The sequence below is a fragment of the Brevundimonas sp. UBA4553 genome, assembly GCF_002387245.1.
Taxonomy (GTDB): domain Bacteria; phylum Pseudomonadota; class Alphaproteobacteria; order Caulobacterales; family Caulobacteraceae; genus Brevundimonas.
Genome location: NZ_DGLD01000014.1, coordinates 16,204 through 34,781, shown reverse-complemented (window position 1 = coordinate 34,781; position 18,578 = coordinate 16,204). Strand labels below are relative to the sequence as shown.

16 protein-coding genes are annotated in these 18,578 nt (G+C 67.9%); 10 read left to right on the top strand and 6 right to left on the bottom strand.

Features of this window, described 5'->3' with window-relative positions; genetic code table 11:
* The first annotated feature begins 191 nt into the window (after positions 1-191).
* From B4A39_RS09650 to B4A39_RS09635, 4 genes are all read left to right on the top strand, one after another.
* Positions 192-1,277 carry a CaiB/BaiF CoA transferase family protein gene (locus B4A39_RS09650; RefSeq protein ID WP_292035937.1) on the top strand — a complete coding sequence of 362 codons (1,086 nt, stop codon included), beginning with the start codon at positions 192-194 and terminating at the stop codon, positions 1,275-1,277.
* A 116-nt stretch (positions 1,278-1,393) separates the two neighbouring features.
* Complete coding sequence (locus tag B4A39_RS09645) at positions 1,394-1,669, top strand: hypothetical protein (protein ID WP_292035935.1); 276 nt, start codon at positions 1,394-1,396, stop codon at positions 1,667-1,669.
* Positions 1,670-1,725: 56 nt separating this feature from the next.
* Positions 1,726-3,519, top strand: a complete 1,794-nt coding sequence (locus B4A39_RS09640) for an autotransporter assembly complex protein TamA (RefSeq protein ID WP_292035933.1) — start codon at positions 1,726-1,728, stop codon at positions 3,517-3,519.
* On the top strand, positions 3,516-7,748 hold the full coding sequence (locus B4A39_RS09635) for a translocation/assembly module TamB domain-containing protein (protein WP_292035931.1): 4,233 nt from the start codon (positions 3,516-3,518) through the stop codon (positions 7,746-7,748). Before B4A39_RS09640 ends, B4A39_RS09635 begins: the two co-directional genes overlap by 4 nt.
* A gap of 3 nt (positions 7,749-7,751) precedes the next feature.
* On the opposite strand, the gene arsC is transcribed toward B4A39_RS09635, so the two are convergent.
* The 3 genes from arsC to B4A39_RS09620 are packed head-to-tail and all read right to left on the bottom strand — an operon-like array spanning position 7,752 to position 9,115.
* Entirely contained in the window at positions 7,752-8,093 is a 342-nt protein-coding gene (gene arsC / locus B4A39_RS09630) for an arsenate reductase (glutaredoxin) (protein ID WP_292035929.1), read from the bottom strand.
* The gene (locus tag B4A39_RS09625; RefSeq protein ID WP_292035927.1) at positions 8,094-8,624 is read right to left on the bottom strand and encodes a hypothetical protein; all 531 of its coding nucleotides are present in this window, start codon (positions 8,622-8,624) and stop codon (positions 8,094-8,096) included.
* 23 nt (positions 8,625-8,647) lie between these two features.
* Positions 8,648-9,115, bottom strand: coding sequence for a hypothetical protein (locus tag B4A39_RS09620; RefSeq protein WP_292035924.1), 468 nt, complete (start codon positions 9,113-9,115; stop codon positions 8,648-8,650).
* 170 nt (positions 9,116-9,285) lie between these two features.
* On the opposite strand from B4A39_RS09620, the gene B4A39_RS09615 reads away from it, so the two are divergent.
* Genes B4A39_RS09615 through B4A39_RS09595 form a run of 5 tightly spaced genes read left to right on the top strand, consistent with a single transcriptional unit; the run spans position 9,286 to position 15,185 of the window.
* Positions 9,286-10,536, top strand: coding sequence for a hydrolase (locus B4A39_RS09615; RefSeq protein ID WP_292035921.1), 1,251 nt, complete (start codon positions 9,286-9,288; stop codon positions 10,534-10,536).
* A 4-nt stretch (positions 10,537-10,540) separates the two neighbouring features.
* On the top strand, positions 10,541-11,548 hold the full coding sequence (locus B4A39_RS09610) for an arginine N-succinyltransferase (protein ID WP_292035919.1): 1,008 nt from the start codon (positions 10,541-10,543) through the stop codon (positions 11,546-11,548).
* 14 nt (positions 11,549-11,562) lie between these two features.
* Complete coding sequence (gene astD / locus B4A39_RS09605; RefSeq protein ID WP_292035917.1) at positions 11,563-12,981, top strand: succinylglutamate-semialdehyde dehydrogenase; 1,419 nt, start codon at positions 11,563-11,565, stop codon at positions 12,979-12,981.
* Positions 12,978-14,321 carry an N-succinylarginine dihydrolase gene (gene astB / locus B4A39_RS09600; protein ID WP_292035916.1) on the top strand — a complete coding sequence of 448 codons (1,344 nt, stop codon included), beginning with the start codon at positions 12,978-12,980 and terminating at the stop codon, positions 14,319-14,321. The genes astD and astB overlap by 4 nt, the downstream gene beginning before the upstream one ends.
* 33 nt (positions 14,322-14,354) lie before the next feature.
* Positions 14,355-15,185 carry a prolyl hydroxylase family protein gene (locus B4A39_RS09595; protein ID WP_292035915.1) on the top strand — a complete coding sequence of 277 codons (831 nt, stop codon included), beginning with the start codon at positions 14,355-14,357 and terminating at the stop codon, positions 15,183-15,185.
* Here B4A39_RS09595 and phhA read toward each other — a convergent pair.
* Together phhA and hspQ are read right to left on the bottom strand one after the other, a co-directional pair.
* Positions 15,182-16,057, bottom strand: coding sequence for a phenylalanine 4-monooxygenase (gene phhA / locus B4A39_RS09590; protein ID WP_292035912.1), 876 nt, complete (start codon positions 16,055-16,057; stop codon positions 15,182-15,184). The genes B4A39_RS09595 and phhA overlap by 4 nt on opposite strands.
* 72 nt (positions 16,058-16,129) lie before the next feature.
* Positions 16,130-16,483 carry a heat shock protein HspQ gene (gene hspQ, locus B4A39_RS09585; protein ID WP_292035910.1) on the bottom strand — a complete coding sequence of 118 codons (354 nt, stop codon included), beginning with the start codon at positions 16,481-16,483 and terminating at the stop codon, positions 16,130-16,132.
* Between the two features lie 107 nt (positions 16,484-16,590).
* Here hspQ and B4A39_RS09580 point away from each other — a divergent pair, with 107 nt between their 5' ends.
* Positions 16,591-17,718, top strand: a complete 1,128-nt coding sequence (locus B4A39_RS09580) for a Ppx/GppA phosphatase family protein (protein WP_292036325.1) — start codon at positions 16,591-16,593, stop codon at positions 17,716-17,718.
* Here the strand turns inward: B4A39_RS09580 and B4A39_RS09575 are convergent.
* Positions 17,691-18,572: a peptidylprolyl isomerase gene (locus tag B4A39_RS09575; protein ID WP_292035908.1), complete on the bottom strand. Its 882-nt coding sequence runs from the start codon at positions 18,570-18,572 to the stop codon at positions 17,691-17,693. The genes B4A39_RS09580 and B4A39_RS09575 overlap by 28 nt on opposite strands.
* Positions 18,573-18,578: the final 6 nt, after the last annotated feature.

Sequence of the window (18,578 nt, the reverse complement as noted above, 5' to 3'; positions counted from 1 at the left end):
GTTTCTGGTTCATTCGTGAATGCAGGTCAAGGGGCTGGACCGAGAGATGAGGGGTATTTCTGAGGAAATCCGTCTCGCCTCCTCAGAAAACCGCTTTCCAGGCCGATCAATGGGTTTGCGACCTCGATCGGCGTGGCGAACGCCGAGAATCTCGTGTCGCCCCCGCCCCGTTCCGGTCTAGCTTCTCGCTCATGGGACCACTCGCCGGACTGCGCATCATCGAAATCGACGGCCTGGGGCCGGTCACCTTCGCCGGCATGATGCTGGCTGACATGGGGGCGGAGGTCCTGCGACTGACCCGCGGCGGCGGCGCGACGGCCGCCGTCTTCGACGAGGTCGGGGGCGCGGTGCTACATCGCGGCCGCCGCGCCGTGCCGGTGGACCTGAAATCCGCCGAGGAGCGCGACAAGGTGCTGGGCCTGATCGACAGCGCCGACGCCCTGATCGAGGGCTTTCGTCCCGGCGTGATGGAACGGCTGGGCCTTGGCCCCGAGACCTGCGCCGCGCGCAGCCCACGTCTGGTCTACGGCCGCGTGACCGGTTGGGGACAGACAGGGCCGATGGCCGATCAGGTGGGGCACGACATCAACTACATCGCCCTGTCCGGCGCGCTTCACCCGATGGGGCCGGGCGACCAGCCGCCAAGCCCGCCCCTGAATCTCGTCGGCGACTACGGCGGCGGCGCCATGATGCTGGTCAGCGGCGTACTGGCGGCGATGCTGGAAGCCCGGACCACCGGGCGCGGGCGCGTCGTCGACGCCGCCATGACCGACGGCTCGGCTCTGCTGACCGGTCTGTTCCACGGGCTCCAGTCGCGGGGCCTGTGGAATGACGAGCGTCAGGCCAACCTGCTGGACGGCGGAGCCCCCTTCTATCGTTGCTACGCCTGCCGTGACGGCGGGTTTGTCGCCGTTGGCGCGCTGGAGCCCCGCTTCTACGCCGCCCTGCTCGTCGGGCTCGGTCTCACGCCGGAAGAGGCGCCGCAGTTCGATCGCAGCGACTGGCCCGCCCTTCAGGCCCGTTTCGCCGCCCGGTTCGCCACACGCGACCGCGACGACTGGGCCGCTCACTTCGCCGGAACCGAGGCCTGCGTCACGCCGGTGCTGACAATGGCCGAGGCCCCCGACCACCCCCACAATCAGGCGCGCGGGACCTTCCTGAATGCGGGAATCCGTCAACCCGCGCCCGCGCCACGTTTCGACGGCGACGCTCCTGCGACGGCGTCAGATCGACCCGATCTGTCGCTGGATCAGGCCCTGATCGAATGGCGAAAGTGACATTCCGCCATACCGCGGGACGGGTTCAGTTGCGGTTCATTGGCGTTCAGTCAACAAAGGGACGGAACCCTGCGCCAAAGTCGGCGTTTGCCACCCCATAGGGGGAAGAAATGCATATGAACCGGTTGATTGTAAAACGTTTGCTGCTGGCCTCGTCGCTTGGCGCCGCCGCCCTCCTCTCCGCCTGCGACGAGCCGCGCCAGTACGAATCGGTCGAGATTGAAACTGAAGCGCCGGCGGCTCCGGCCGCCGAGGAGGCCGCTGCTCCGACCGTGGCCGAGGCCCCCGCGCCTGCTGCGACGGAAGCGCCCGCCCCGGTCGACACCCTGCCGCCGGAACAACGCACCTCGGAACAGACGGTGCAGCCTGAAAGCGAGACGCTGTTCTACTGACTTCGGCCCGGACGGCGTCCCTCTCCGGCTCTTCCACTCTGAACCAAGGCTCCAGCTTGACGTCGAGGTCCCACCTCCTTTTCGCCAGTGCGGCGCTCTGGGCCCTTTGCGGCCACGCCGTCCTGGCGGATGTGCCGAAAGCCCAGATCCGCGGCGAGGTCGACCCTGAGCTGCGTCGCCAACTGGAACAGGCCGTGGGCCAGGTCGACGCCGCCCCGGCCAATCGCTTCGAGGCGCGTCGGCGCGCCCGCAGCGCCATGGAGGCCGCTCAGGCCCTCCTGCGCTCGGAAGGTTACTACCAACCCACGCTGCAGGACGACGTGGAGGGCGAAGAGACGCCCGTCGCCGTGATCACCGTCACGCCCGGCCGCCGGTTCGTGCTCGCCGACACCCAGATCAACTGGATCGCTCCCGTCCCCGACGCGGTCACCGAGCAGACGGTCACGAAGGATCTCGCCCTGAAACCCGGCGATCCGGGCCGGGCCGCCGAGGTCCTGGCCGCCGAGGGGCGGATCGTGGCGGGCCTGACCCGCGAGGGTTACGCCGACGCTAAGGCCGAGCCTCGCCGCGTCGTGGTCGATCACGCGACCTTCACCGTTCAGCCCAACTTCAACATCTCCTCCGGAGCCCTGGTGCGACTGGATGGCGTTCTCGTGCGCACGCGCGGCCCCACCAATCCCGACTGGGTGGCTGGTCTGGCGCCGTGGACCTCCGGCGATCGCTACGATCCCGAGGATGTCGCGGAACTGGAGCGACGACTGCTCGACACGGGGGTCTATGAAGGCGTCGGCGTTTCTCTGGCGCCGCTGGATCAGATCACCCCCGAGGGTCTGCGTCCCGTCATGGTCACCCTGGCCGACCGCCCTCGCAGCCTGCTGGAGGCCGGCGCCACCTATTCGACCGCCGAGGGCGCCGGCGTGGACGTGTTCCAGACGCGCTACAACCGGTTCGGCCGGGCCGCCACGCTGAAGTACGGCGGCCGCTTCGCCAGCATCGACAGCCGTCTGGGCGGCGAGGTCAGCCTGCCCCATTGGCGGCGGCCAGGGCGCACCCTCAAGCTGTCGTCCTACCTCGTCAACGAACAGACGGACGCCTACGACCGCAGCGCCGTCTCTGTGAACGCCGACCTGTCCCAGCGCATCGGCAAGACCTCCTTCTTCACCTATGGCGTGGGGCTGGACGCGGGCCGCTATACCGAAAACCGCTTCGATCCTGACACCCAGGAACCGGTGACCTTCGATCGCGACCTGGCCATCCTGACCACCCGCGGCTCCGCCTACATGGACCGCTCCAATGATCCGCTGGATCCGACGCAGGGCTACCGCCTCTACGTCTCGGCCCAGCCGACGGCAGTGGCCGGCGAAGACAGCGTCTTCTTCGTGCGCACCGAGGGACAGGCCACCGCCTATCTCCCCTTGCAGGACGGGGCCAAGACCGTGCTGGCCGGGCGCTTGCGCATCGGCTCGATCATCGGCGGCGAGGAGTTGACGGTGCCATCGGACCGCCTCTTCTACTCCGGTGGCGGCGGGTCGGTGCGCGGCTATTCCTATCAGAGCATCAACCCGCGCCTGCCCGACAACACCCCGCGCGGCGGCCTGTCGCTGTTCGAGACCTCGTTCGAGGTGCGTCGCGACATCGGCGCGAAATTCCAGGCTGTAGCCTTCATCGACGCCGGCGCCGTCGGCTTCCAGGAGACGCCGAACTTCAACAATCTTCGCTACGGCGCCGGGGTGGGGGTTCGCTACAAGCTGCCCTTCGGCCCGGTCCGCGCCGACATCGCCGTCCCGCTCGACAAGCGCGAGGGCGACGCCGACTTCCAGCTCTACATCAGCATCGGCCAAGCGTTTTGACCGACCTCCCGCCCACCGAGCCCGAAACGGACGCCCCCGCCGAAACTCCGGCGAAGAAGGCCAGGCGCAAGCGCACGCGCCTTCAATGGATCGCCTTCATCTCCGGCATCGTGGTGGCGTCCCTGGTGGCGCTGGCGATCATCGCCGCGGTGGGCGGACGGATGTATCTGGTCTCGGATTCCGGGCGTGAGCTGATCACCAGCTTCGTCGCCGGCAAGAAGATCAGCCGTTACGGCCGGATCAACGTCGAGGGCCTGAAGGGCGACCTTTTCGACGACTTCACGCTGGGCCGCGTCACCGTGACGGATGCTGACGGCGTCTGGCTGGAGGCGACCAATGTCCGCGTGGACTGGTCATACTGGCCGCTTCTGGCGCGGCGCTTCCACGCCAAGGAAATCACGGCCGACCAGATCCGCCTGATCCGCCGGCCGCTGCTGGAGCCGCGCACCGAGCCGGGCGGCCCGCAGGCCCTGACCATCGACATCGACCGTTTCAGCGCCAACGTCGAACTGATGGAGAACTTCTCGAAGGAATACGGTCGCTGGACCCTGAGCGGCGACGCCGAGCTGCCGCGCAAGGGCGACAAGATCGCCAACGTCAACGCCTACAGCCTCAGCCGCAAGGGCGACTACCTGCGGCTGGCCGCCGTCATCGGCAAGAAGCCCGAAGACCTCCGCGTCAACCTGCGCGCCAACGAGGCCCAAGGCGGGCCTATCGCCGGCACCCTGGGCTATTCCCCGGATCAACCCTTCTCCGCCGTCGCCCTGGTGAACGGCGAGATTGTCGACGTCGTAATGCGGACGGGCGACTTCACCCCCCTGTCGGTCAAGGGCCGCTACAGCAAGGACGGCTCGCGCATCGCGGGCGCCGCCGACTTCTCGGGCTCCGACCTGCTCGCGCCCTTCGTCGAACGGATCGGCCGCACCGCCCGCTTCGGCTTCGCCACCGTGCCCGACAGGAACCGCGACGGTTTCCAGGGCATGGCGTGGAATCTCAGCGCGGACAACATCCAGTCGCGCGCCCAGGGCCTGATCCGGCTCAAGGACCGGACCGCCCCCGACGGCGTCAGTCTGGAACTCACCACGCCCTCCCTCAGCCGCCTGATCGGCCGCCCCCTGGCGGGCGCCTCGGCCTACACCGGCGTGTTCAAGGGCGACGCCAATGTCTGGACCCTGCACGGCTCGGCCAGCCTGCTGGCGACCGACATCGCCAGCTATCGCGCCACGCGGATTTCGGGACCGCTGAACATCGCGGCCAATCGCGGGCGCATCGATGTCACGACCGACATTCGCGCGGCCGGCGGATCGAGCGCCGGCATCATCGGCGCCCTGCTGGGTCCGACGCCGCGCATCCAGCTGGAGGCCGCCCGCACCACCGACGGCGCCTTCCTGCTCAAGAAGATCGACGGCCGCGGCCAGGGCCTGGTTCTGACGGGATCGGGCGGACGCAGCATCACCGGCGGCCTGACCTTCTCCGGCCAGGCCGACCTGACCGACATCTCGCGCATCCGCAAGGGCGCCAAGGGCTCCTTCAAAGGACCGATCCGCGCCGCCTCGGCGCGACCCGGCGCGCCCTGGACGCTCAGCTTCGACGGGCGCGGGTCCCGCATGGCCATCGGCATGGACGAACTGGATCGCCTGCTCGGCCAGACGCCGCGCCTTCAGGCCGCAGGCTCTCTCCATCAAGGCGTCATCTCCATTGACCGCAGCGAACTGACGGGCGCCGCCGGCCGGATGGGCGCCAAGGGTCTGATCGAAGGGTCCAAACTGCGCCTGGCCCTGGACTGGGCCGCTCGCGGTCCCTTTGGCGTGGGTCCGGTCGCCATCGACGGGGCCATGGACGGCAACGGCGCCCTGACCGGCACCCTGGCCCAGCCCCGGGCCGACCTGCGCGCCTCCTTCGACAAGGTCTCGGCCAGCGGCCTGATCCTGACCAACGCCGACCTGATCCTGAGCTTCCGCAAGGGCGTCGACGCCTCGGACGGGCGCATCGTGCTCAACTCCGGCTCGAACTACGGTCCCGCCCGAGCGTCAGGCAACTTCTTCCTGGGCGGCGGACGCATCCGCCTGACCGAGGTGGACCTCAACGCCGGCGGCGTGACGGCACAGGGCGCGGTCGCCCTGTCCAACAACTTCCCCTCCAGCGCCGACCTGACCTTCACCGCGCGTCAGGGCGCGTTCCTGGCCTTGGGCGAAGCCAATGGCCGGGTGCGGCTGACCGACGGCGGCGGCGACCAGAGCGCTGTGCTGGACGTCACTGGCCGCAACGTCCGGCTGCCGGGTTCGACCTGGGTTGTGCGCAACCTGTCGCTGAAGGGACAGGGCACGCTGGAGCGCCTGCCCTTCACCCTGGCCGCCGACGTCGGCGGCGCCACGCCGGTCCAGTTCAACGGCACCGGGGAATATTCGCGCCAAGGGCCCGCCCAGAGCGTCACCCTGCGTGGCGGCGGCCGTGTCCGTGAGATCGCCTTCACCACTCGCACCCCCGCGATCGTGGCCCTGAACGGCGACGGCCGCGTGGTCCGCGTCGATCTGGGCGTCGGGGGCGGCGTCCTGGCCGGCGAGCTTCGGCAGGACAAGAACGGCAGCGCCATCCAGGTCGATCTGACCAATATCGAGATGGGATCGCTCGCCCCCGACCTGCGCGGTCAGGTCACAGGCCGCGTCTCGCTGCAAGGCTCGGGCGACACCCTGAACGGGTCGGCCAACATCGACCTCAAGCAACTGCGCAGCGTCGATGCGCCCCGCGGCCTGGCCGTGGACGGGTCGCTGAACGCCGACCTCACCGACAGCGTCCTGCGCATTCGCGCCCAGGCCAATGATGGAACGGCGGTTCAGGCCTCCGCCGATGTCAGCCTGCCGGTCGAAGCCTCCGCCGCGCCGCTGAGACTGGCCATCGCCCGGACCCGCGACATGTCGGGCCAGATCGCCATCAATGGTCAGATCCAGCCCATCTGGGACCTGTTCCTGGGCGGCGCCCAGTCGCTCTCGGGCCAAGTTGCGGGACGCGCCACCCTGGCCGGAACGCTGAACGCCCCCCGCCTCAACGGCCGCCTCGACCTGACCCAAGGCGCCTTCCGCGACAGCGCCACGGGCCTGCGTCTGGAAGCCGTCACCCTGGCCAGCCGCTTCGACGACGGTCAGGCCGTGATCGAGCGGTTCGAAGCCGCCGACGGGATCAAGGGCACGGTGACCGGCAACGGCAACCTCGGCCTGCGTCAGGGCTCGGGCTCCACGCTCCGGCTGGAACTCACCCGCTTCCGCGTCATCGACAACGACATCGCCGAGGCCCGCGCCAACGGCGTGTTGACGGCGGTGCGGGGCGCCGACGGCAACATCCAGCTCAGCGGCGACCTGAACATCGACGAAGCCAACATCTCGCCCAACCTCCCCGGCTCCAACGGCGTGGTGAAGATGGACGTGGTCGAGATCAATCGCCCGGGCGGCGACCCGGTGGAGACCCCGACCCAGGCGCGTGGCCCGCAGATCGGCTTGAACCTCAATCTCAGCGGACGCGAAATCCATGTGCGCGGCCGCGGCCTGAACGTCGAACTGACCGCCAATGCTCGCGTCCGCGGTACGATCACCCGTCCCGAACTGTCCGGCACGGCCAATGTGGTGCGGGGCGACTATGAGTTCGCGGGCAAGCGGTTCGTCTTCGGCGACACCGGCTCGGTCACCCTGTCGACCGATCCCGCCCGCATCCGCCTGAACCTGGCCGCCGTGCGCGAGGATCCGGCCCTGACGGCGACCATCAAGGTCACCGGCACGGCGGCGGCGCCCAAGATCGAACTGACATCGACCCCCGCCCTGCCCCAGGACGAAATCCTGTCCCAGGTCCTGTTCGGCCGCTCGGCGTCGCAACTGTCGGGCTTCGAGGCCGCCCAACTGGCCTCGGCCGTGGCCTCTCTGGCCGGCGGCGGCGGCTTCGATGTGATCGGCAACCTGCGCGAACTGGCGGGTCTGGACCGCCTGTCCTTCGGCGGCGAGGCGTCCAGCCTGACCGTGGCGGGCGGGCGCTACATCACCGACGACGTCTATCTGGAGGTCATCGGCGGCGGCGAAGGCGGCGCGGCGGTCAATGTCGAGTGGCAGGTGCGCCGCAACCTGGCCGTCAGTTCCAAGTTCGGCGGCGAGGGCGACGCCAGCCTGTCGGTGCGCTGGCGTCGCGAAAGCGATCGCCCCGGCGGCGGCGCCCCGACAGACAGGCGCCGCAACCGCAGCCGCTAAGCGCTAGAGGATGTGCAGAATGTTCTCGACCGGCCGTCCGATCCGGGCACCTTTCGGCGTCTGCACGATGGGACGCTCGACCAGCACCGGGTCGGCGATCATGGCGGCGCGGATCGTCTCTTCGGATGCGCCGCTTGCCAGCAGTTCCGCCGTCTTCGCCTCTCGCTTGCGCAACAGACCCGACAGGCCAAGGCCGGTCTCGCCAGCCAGGCGGTCCAGCGTCGCCGCGTCCCAGCCGGTCTTCAGATACTCGACCACCGTCGGCTGAACGCCCTTCTCCTGCAGCAGCTCCAGCGCCTTGCGCGAGGTCGAGCATTTCGGATTGTGAAAGAGGGTGACGGTCATTCAGGCGCTCCGTTTCAGCCGATCCAGCATGCGCCCGCCCCGGAAGGCGGCCACATACACAAAGACTGTCGCCAGCATGATGATCCACTGGACGATCGTGACACCGGTATACAACCTTGCCGCCCCGCCGCCGAGCATCAGAAACCCGCTAACGGCGCTGAGCAGGCTATATCCCAGGATGGCGAGCATGGTGACCGGGATCACCCAAGTCATCTTGCGCCACTGCACCACCGCGAGAACCAGATAGAGGAACGAAAACGCCACGACGCCGATCATCATCATGGGCGTCATCGCCATGACCAGTGCCTCGGTGAAAGCCTGGCTTTCGGCTGGAATATCCGCTCCCTGCGCCATCATGTCGTTGACCAGGGTCATGCGGCCAGGCATCAGCGGCACGGTCGCCAGACCCTGCACGGCGCCTATCACCAAGGCCAAAGCCCCGACCTTGGCCGCTCTCTGCGCCTCCGCCATGCCGCGCGGCGGCGCAAAGGGGTTGGCTGCGCGCAGCCACAGGTTCACCGTTTGATTCATCGTCGCGTCCCGGCTGGAAAGTCTTATCTCTTGGAAACAACCGGCGCTTTGGCAAACCGCGCCCTCGCCGCCGCGCCGCGCAAGCCGGCGATATGCAGGGGCAACTCAACCAGCAGCAACATATAACCGATGCTGGCCACCCACATCGGATAGTAGATGCTGCCGGCGACGCCGAGAGCCAGAGATACGGCCGCCGAGGAAAAATAGTAGCCGGTGGAAGCCAACCCCAGAACGCTGAACACGCGGTTCGGCCAGCGCCACTGAATGGCAGCCAGCGCCATATAGATTCCGGCGACTACAACCGTTGAGACCACGATGAGATTGCGGGTTTGCTCGTAGGGGACCGGTGCTGCATCGCGAGTGGCTGCGCTCTCCAGCATCACTGCATAGACATGATCGAAATGGAGCCAGATCGCACCGGCGTATCCGAGCTGCATGATGGAGCCGAGCAGAAAGGCCCAGGCGCTGCATCTTGCGAAGCGGGTCGCCATGGGACGGGATTCGATTCGTGCGAAAGGGTTCAAGCGTCTGAGCAAAGGGACTTTTCCTGAATCATCAGTCTGAAGGCAAAGCTAGCCCGACCGGACGACCTTTCCCAAGGCCTTGAGCGAGAAACCGCCTCGCCTTCACCTTTGCCCCGGCCCCGTCTAGGGTCGCCTCCATGCGGATCGAACCTCACGACCAGGCCGTTCTCGACCACGTCGCGGCCCAGGGCGACGCGATCGTCGCGCGGACCATCGACTGGGCCAACATCAACTCCGGCAGCCGCAACGCCGCCGGTCTGGCGCGGATGCTGGACGTGCTGGAGGCCGAGGCGCGGCGCCTGCCCGCCACCGTCGTGCGCGTGCCCACCAGGGCCTCGACCACCGTGTCCGACAGCGGCGCTGTGATCCCTGAAACCTACGCCGACTGCCTGACCATCACCGCCCGGCCCGAGGCCCCGATCCAGGTGGTCCTGACCGGCCACTACGACACGGTTTTCCCCGCCGACAGCGCCTTCCAGACGGTCGTCACCCGCCCCGATGGTGCCCTGAACGGCCCTGGCGTGGCCGACATGAAGGGCGGGATCAGCGTCATGCTGGCCGCGCTGAGAGCCTTCGAGACTCACCCGGACAAGGCCCGCGTGGGCTGGACCGTGCTGCTTTCCCCCGACGAAGAGATCGGCTCGCCCGCCTCGGCGCCCGTGCTGGCCGAACTCGGCGCGCGGGGCCATGTCGGCCTGACCTATGAACCCGCCCTGTCCGACGGGACCCTGGCGGGCGAGCGCAAGGGCAGCGGCAACTTCCACCTGATCGTCACCGGCAAGGCCGCCCACGCGGGCCGCGCCTTCCACGAGGGCGCCAACGCCGTCGCGGGCGCCGCCATCATCGCCGCCCGTCTGCACGCTCTGAACGGCCAGCGCGAGGGCGTCACCGTCAACGTGGCCAGGATCGCCGGCGGCGGTCCGCTGAACGTCGTAGCCGACAATGCGGTCGTTCGCTTCAACGTCCGCGTGCCGGACGCCCAGAGCGCCGCCTGGATCGACCAGACCGTGCGCGCCATCGCCGCCGAGCCCCCCTTCCCCGGCCTGACGCTGGATCTGCACGGCGGCATGACCCGCGCGCCCAAGCCGATGGACGCGTCGCAGACCGCCCTGTTCCACGCCGTGCGTGACGCGGGCGCATTGCTGGGCCAGACCATCGCCTGGAAGCCCTCGGGCGGCGTGTGCGAGGGCAACAATCTGCACGCTGCGGGTCTGCCCAATGTCGACACCCTCGGCGTCGTCGGCGGCGAAATCCATTCGGATCAGGAGTTCGCCTGGCCCGCCAGCTTCGTCGAACGCGCGCAACTGTCCGCCCTGATCCTGTGCAAGATCGCCTCTGGCGAGATTGATGCATTGAAACTGAAACAGCTCCGACTGGAGACCCTGTAACCGCATGCTCGTTGTTCGCCCCGCCGGTCCCGCCGACCTTCATCACCTGCTTGAACTGGCCATCCTGTCCGGCCCCGGCTTCACCAGCCTGCCCGAAGACGCCGACGTCCTGAGCGAACGTCTGGAACTAAGTCAGGCCAGCTTCGAGGGCCGCGTCCCGCCGCAGGAAGCCTGGTATACCCTGATGCTGGAGGACGGCGACACGGGCGACATCGACGGCATCGGCTCGGTCAAGGCGACGGTCGGGCTGAAGCGGCCCTTCTTCAGCTTCCGCGTGGTCAACAACACGGTGCAGTCGCCCTCGCTGGGCATGAAGCTGAACCATCAGACCCTGGTTCTGGTCAACGAGTGCACCGGCTGGACCGAGGTCGGCTCGCTCTTCCTCAAGGCCGACCGCCGCAAGGGCGGCGCCGGGCGCCTGCTCAGCCAGTCGCGTTACATGCTCATTGGCGCCCAGCCGGAACTCTTCTCCGACAACGTCCTGGCCGAACTGCGCGGCGTCTTCACCCCAGACGGCTACTGCCCCTTCTGGGACCATGTGGCGCACAAGTTCTTCCCGATGGACTTCGACGACGCCGACCGCATGAGCGGCTCGACCGACAAGCAGTTCATCCTCGACCTGGCCCCGCGCCACCCGATCTACATCGACCTGCTGCCCGAACCGGCCCGCGCCGTGATCGGCAAGGTTCACCCCCAAGGCGTACCCGCCATGGCCCTGCTGGAAAGCGAAGGCTTCCGCCCGAACGGCCTGGTCGACATCTTCGACGCCGGCCCCACCGTGGCATGCGGCCGCGACAACATCCGCACCGTCCGCGACGCCCGTGTCCTGACCGCCCGCATCGAGAAGGAGGTCGAGGTCGAACTGCCCTCCCTCGTCTCGACCGACAGCGTCTCGGCCTTCCGCGCCGTCCGCGCCCGCGTCCTGATCGACGGCGACCTGGCTCGCATGACGCCCGACGTCGCCGCCGCCCTGAAGATCAAGGACGGCGCTGTCGTCCGCGTGAAATCCTGAACCGAGTAGCCGCCATGACCCGCTTCGCCTCCACCAACCCCGCCACCGGCGAAACCGTCTGGGAAGGCGAAGCCGCCACCACGGAACAGGTCGGGGCCGCCGTCGAGGCCGCCCGCGCCGCCTTCCCCGACTGGGCCGACCGCCCGCGTCAGGAGCGCATCGATGCGGTGAAACGCTATCAGGCCGTCCTGAAAGACCGCGCCCCCGAAATGGCCGAGGCCATCAGCCGCGAGACCGGTAAGGCCCTTTGGGAGACGAAAACCGAACTGGCCTCGATGGCGGGCAAGGTCGACATCTCCATCCGCGCCTATGACGAGCGCACCGGCGAGCGCACCGCCGACACCGCCTTCGGGCGCGCCGTCCTGCGTCACCGCCCGCACGGCGTCTCGGCGGTGCTCGGCCCGTTCAACTTCCCCGGCCACCTGCCCAACGGCCATATCGTCCCGGCCCTGCTGGCGGGCGACACCGTCGTGTTCAAGCCGTCCGAGGAAACGCCCCTGACCGGTCAGTTGATGGCCGAATGCCTGGACGCCGCCGACCTGCCCAAGGGCGTGTTCAACATGGTCCAGGGCGGACGCGACACCGGCGCCGCCCTGCTGGACCAACCCATCGACGCCCTGATGTTCACTGGCTCGGGCGCGGCGGGCGCGCACTTCCGGCGCAAGTTCGCTGACGATCCCCACATCATCCTGGCGCTGGAGTTGGGCGGCAATAACCCTCTGGTCGTCTGGGACGCCGCCGACGCCGAGGCCGTCGCAGGCATCGTGGTCCAGTCCGCCTTCGTCACCACCGGCCAGCGCTGCTCCTGCGCGCGCCGCCTGATCCTGCCGGAAGGCGCGGCGGGCGACGCCATCGTCGAAGCCGTGGCCGCCATGTCCGACCGCCTGAACTTCGCCCCCTGGGACAGCGATCCCGAACCCTATGCCGGACCGTTGATCTCGGAAAAGGCCGCCAGCAACGCGCTGGCCGCCCTGCAACAGCGCATCGACGCGGGCGCGCGCGTGATCCGCGCCTCCGGCCCAGTCGACAACCTGCCCGGCGCCTTCGTGAAGCCCGCCATCATCGACGTCACCGGGGTCGCTGTCGAGGACGAAGAAATGTTCGCCCCCTTCCTCCAGGTCATTCGCGTCCCCACCTTCGACGCCGCCATCGCCGCCGCCAACGCCACCAAGTACGGCCTGTCCGCCGGTCTGATTTCGGACGATGCGAAGAACTGGGACCGCTTCATCAACCGCATTCGCGCGGGTGTGGTGAACTTCAACCGCCCGACCACGGGCGCAGCGGGCGACATGCCCTTCGGCGGCCTCGGCGCCAGCGGCAACCACCGCCCCAGCGCCTACTACGCCGCCGACTACTGCGCCTACCCCGTCGCCAGTTTCGAGGCCGGCGCGGTTAAGAACATCGAAAGCGAGATCAAGGGCTTGCGGGGATGATTTCCGCTATCGAAGCCAACGCAGACGGCCTCATCGGGCCGACCCATTCCTATGCGGGCCTGTCGCCGGGCAACCTCGCCTCCAGCCTGAACAAGGGCGAGGCGTCGAATCCGCGCTCGGCGGTCTTGCAGGGCCTCGACAAGATGAAGCGGCTGGCGGACCTGGGCCTGCCTCAGTTCGTCCTGCCCCCGCACGAACGGCCCGACATCCCCTTCCTGCGCCGCCTCGGCTTCACCGGCTCGGACAAGACCGTGCTGGCCAAGGCCTGGCGTGACGCGCCCGCCTTCGCCGCCGCCGCCTGTTCGGCCTCGCCGATGTGGGCCGCCAACGCAGCGACCGTGACGCCCAGCGCCGACGCCGCCGACGGCCGGGTCCACTTCACCCCCGCCAACCTGCACACCAACCTGCACCGCTCGCTGGAGCACGCCCAGACGAAGCGGGCGCTGGACGCCCTCTTCCCTGACGCCCGCCGGTTCGCGGTCCATGACGCCCTGCCCGCCGTCGCCCATCTGGCCGACGAGGGCGCCGCCAACCACGTCCGCCTGTGCGCCGAGCATGGCGCGCGCGGGGTCAATCTTCTGGTCTGGGGCCGCGAAGCCTTCGAGCCCTGGGACGGCCGCTTCCCCGCCCGCCAGACACGCGAGGCCTCCGAAGCCATCGTCCGTCGCCACGAAGCCGGTCGCCCGGTTCTGGCCCAGCAGTCGCGCGCGGCCATCGACGGCGGCACCTTCCACAATGACGTGGTCTGCGTCGGCGCCCTGGACACCCTCTTCTTCCACGAGTTGGCGTTCGAGGACACCGACGCGACCAAGGCCGCCATCCGCCGCGCCGCCGACGGCCTGTTCGAGCCGAAGTTCGTCGAGGTTTCCGCCGCCGACCTGCCGCTGGCCGACGCGATCAGCTCCTATCTGTTCAACTCCATGCTGATCCAGATCCCGGGCGAGGATCGTCTGACCCTGATCTGCCCCACCGAGACCCGCGACAACGCCCGCAGCCACGCGGTCGCCGAACGTCTCGCCGCCTCCAATGGTCCCATCGGCCGGGTCGAATATGTCGATGTGCGCCAGTCCATGCGCAACGGCGGCGGTCCGGCCTGTCTGCGTCTGCGCGTCGTTCTGACCGACGACGAACTGGCCGCTACCAACCCGTCGATGCGCCTGACCGACGAACTCCACGGCACCCTCAGCATCTGGGCCGCGCGCTGGTATCGCGACAGCCTGACCGCTAGCGACCTCGCCGACCCAGCCCTGCTCGACGAAACGCGCGGCGCCTTGGATGAATTGACGGGGATCCTGGGGCTAGGGGACGGCTTCTATCCGTTCCAACGGGCCTTGGCTTGACGGGAACACTCGAGATCAACACACACTGAACGCATGATGTCGTCCACTTCGATCCCGCCGAACAACCCGACCGGAATCGACGCAGCCACCGCTTATCAGCGCGCCGTCGATCTAGTCGTGAGCCACGGCGATGCTGAATCATGGCGGGCTGGAATGGGCTGGCTGGGAAAAGCCGTCGCCATGGGGCATCGGGATGCAGCCACCCAGATGGCGCTTCTTGACCAATGGACCGATCAACATCTTTGGCCTCAGACGCCTGAACCGCGTCCTCTTTGCGGTGCGCCCGTCATACTCGTCCTGACCGATTTGCTACCGCCAGCAATGTGCCAATGGCTCGTGGAACGCGCTGAAAAGCTAGTTCGTCCAGCGCAGGTCTATGATGAAACGACCGGCACGGGTCGCGCCGACAGCGGCCGAACGAACAGCTCAGGTAAATTCGTCGGCCCTGACGCAGATATGATCGTAGGCTTGGCGCGAAGGCGTATCTCGCAAGCCAGCGGCGTGCCGGTCGTGGGGTTTGAACACACCCAGGTCCTAACCTATGAGATCGGGCAATCCTTTGATTGGCATGTCGATTTTCTCGACCCCGCCATCCCCGGGTTCGCAACGGATCTACGCCAGCGCGGCCAGCGCATCGTCACCTGCCTCATCTACCTGAATAACGACTTTGAAGGGGGCGAGACCGCTTTCGCGACGCCGGACCTTCGCCACCGCGGGCGGAAGGGCGAAGCGCTTATGTGGTCCAACGTCCTGCCAAATGGACAGGTGGATCGTCACACGGTGCATGCCGGCCTGCCTCCTACTTCCGGACGGAAATGGGTGCTTTCACAGTGGATCCGTGATCGGGCGCCTCGAAACGACTAAGCCGCGAACCGTCCGCCCTTGGTGGCATAGGCCTGGGTGCCGCGCGTGAAAACCTTATCGCTCGGCAGGATGGCCTCGATAGCCAGGTCGTCGGTGCCCTTCAGCCGGTCGTAGATCGGTCCGAAGTCCTGCAGGGTCACCGCCTTCAAGGCCTCGATGCTGTCGATGACGAAATAGACCTGCTGGAAATCGTCGATCCGGTAGAGGGTCTTCATCACCCGTTCCAGATCGAAGCCCAGACGGTTGGGCGAGGCGTCCTCCAGGCTGAACACGCTCTCGGTCGCCGACGACACGATGCCGGCACCATAGATGCGCAGGCCGTCGGCCTCCTTCATCAGACCGAACTCCACCGTGTACCAGTAGAGGCGAGCCAGGTTCTTCAACATCCCCAGCGACTGCGCCCGCTGGCCGCCCTTGCCGTAGGCCTCCATATAGGCGGCGAAATCAGGGTCGGTCAGCATCGGCACATGGCCGAAGACGTCGTGGAAGATGTCCGGCTCCTGCAGGTAGTCCAGTTGGTCCGGTTTCCTGATGAACTGACCGGAGACGAAGCGACGATTGGCCAGATGGTCGAAGAACACCTCGTCCGGCACCAGTCCGGGCACGCAGACCACGGTCCATCCCGTCAGGGCCTGAAGCTTGGGGTTCATCACCTCGAAGTCGGGGATGCCGCCCATGTTCAGGTCCAGCGCGTCCAGCCCGCGCATAAAGGCCTCGCAAGCGCGGCCGGGCAGAATCTTCATCTGCCGGGCGTAGAGGGTGTTCCAGGTCTCGTGCTCGACGTCGGTGTAGGCCGCCCAGTTCTGCGGAATGGTCCAATCAGCGGCGGCGCCTTCCGGCGGGGCTTCAAAGACGTGTTCGAAATCGGACATGGGAACGCTCCTCGCGGCTCTGACGGCCGTTGCGGGCAGATTAGCGCGCCGACTGGCCGTCGTCACGCACGTCTATTGCAACGTTTGCGAGCGCGGCGCGTGACGGCCCTGGGCGTCGATCGTGAACCACTGGCGTTCGTCGTCCGGCGACAGGGGCTCGATCTCCGGCGTCGCGACCAGGGCGTCTTCGGCCGCGTAGGCCAGAAGTCCGCCTTCGCTGTCGGCGATCAGGATGCGATAGAAGGGCTGATCGGCACTGACCATACCCGTCTCTGCGGCCGGGCCTGCGTAACGGGCATCCACATCCATGACCAGGCCATGGAAGGCGTGATCACGATGCCGGACGATCTGTCCGAGGCCGAACCTGGCTTTGTGAACCTGGGTCATGATGCAACAGATACGTTCGCTCGCCTGAAGCGGATGCATACGCCCCGTTCATCTATGTGACAGAATGTCTTGGCTTGATCGCACCGACCGGTCTAACCTGACAGGGACGGGCGCCGGTTCGGACCGCCCACATGAAAGCACGGCCCATGCCGGAGACCCCTGGCGCGCCCGCACGGCGCGACGCGAGGTCCCAGCCCACGAAGTCCCGCGATTCAGGGGCTTCCGGTCGCGATGCGCCCCTCTACGGCGCGCTCGACCTGGGGACCAATAATTGCCGCCTGCTGATCGCGCGTCCGTCGCGCGACGGTTTCCGGGTGGTCGACAGCTTCAGCCGCATCGTCCGGCTGGGCGAAAACCTGTCTCGAACCGGACGCCTCGATGACCGGGCCATGGACCGGGCCTATGACGCCCTGGCTCTGTGCGCCGAGCGGGTGGCCCGCAAGGGTCTGGAGGCCAGCCGTCTCACGGCGGTCGCGACACAGGCCTGTCGCGCCGCCGACAATGGCGAGGCCTTTATCGAGCGCGTGCGTCGCGGCACTGGCCTGAAGCTCAAGATCATCGACCCTGCCGAGGAAGCCAGCCTTTCGGTCGCTGGCTGTCTCAATCTGTTTGACCCAAGGGCCGAGGCGGTTCTGGTCATCGACGTGGGCGGCGGATCCACGGAACTGTCGTGGATGACGCGCAGCGCGCGCGGCTTCGAGAGCAAGGGTTGGATGTCGGCGCCGCTGGGCGTCGTCACCCTGGCCGAGCGCCACCCGGAACCGTCAGGCGACACCGCCGCCTGGTATGAAGCCATGGTCGCCGACGTCGGCGTACATCTGGCCGCCGGGGGGCCGAACGATGCGCGCGTGCGCGACCTCTTCGAACGCGGCAAGGTGCATATGGTCGGCACCTCCGGGGCGATCACCAGCCTGGCGGGCATCCATCTGGGCCTTCGCCGTTACCAGCGCGATCTGGTCGATGGCCTGTGGATGACGCGCGCCGATTGCGAGGCGGCGGCGACGCGGCTGAAGCAGCTAGGTCCGGCGGGTCGAGCGGCCGAAAGCTGCATCGGTCCCGATCGCGCCGATCTGGTCCTGGCGGGGGCTGCGATCCTGGAAGCGGTGCAGCGGGCTTGGCCGTGCGAACGCGTGCGCGTCGCCGACAGGGGCCTTCGCGAGGGTCTGCTGCTGCAAAGGATGCGCGAGGATCGCCAGAAGCCTCGCCGACGCCGTCGCCGGGGTCGCAACAACGGCCAGGCTGGCAATCAGGCGGCGGGCGCTCCGGCCACCTGAACCGGCAGGTCGATGTCGCAGACCGAGAAGTCCGCACCCTTGGTCTGACGCGCCGCATCGGCCAGGACGCGGAACTGCGGCGAGGCCGTATCCAGCACTCGAACCGTCGGGCGCTCTGCTTCCGGCAGGTCCGAGGCCACCCGCACCCGCGTCATGCGATCCGGGTCGGCGACGATGCCGTCAGGGTTGGGGCTGAACTTCAGGGTCCGCACCACGTCCAGACCGGACACGACCCGGCCCCAGATCGTGTAGCGCTTGTCCAGCGACGGATAAGGTTGGCGCATCAGGAAGAATTGGCTGTTGGCGCTGTCTGGCGCCTCGTCGCGAGCCATGCCGGCGACGCCGGGACAGTAAAGCCCCCAGGCGTGGACCTTCTTGTCGGCCGTCGTGGCCCTGAAGGCGTCCGGCTGGGTCTGGACCGGCAGGGAATGCAGGAAGCCCAATACAGCCCCCGCAGGCGCGGCCACGGCCGTGAACGGCGTTTGTCCGTCGCGGCGGAAGGTGAACTCAGCCTTCAGGTCCGGATAGGGGCTCTGCCCCTCGCCGGTACCCAGGGGATCGCCGGTCTGGGCCATGAACTGATCGATGACCCGATGCCACAGCAGGCCGTCGAAGAAGCCTCGGCCAGCCAGCAGGCGGATGCGCTCGACGTGCCCTGGCGCGACCTCCGGGGCCAGTTCGACCAGGATCCGGCCCTTGCTGGTGTCGATCACCAGCAGGTTCTCAGCCGGAACCGACCGCCATTCCGAGGCCGTGGCGACGGGCGCCGTCGCCGTCGGCGCCGCCTCCTGCGCCCAGACCGATCCGGCCAGCATCAGGACGGACGCCGCCGCCAAACCCGTTGAAAAGCGCATCCTGTC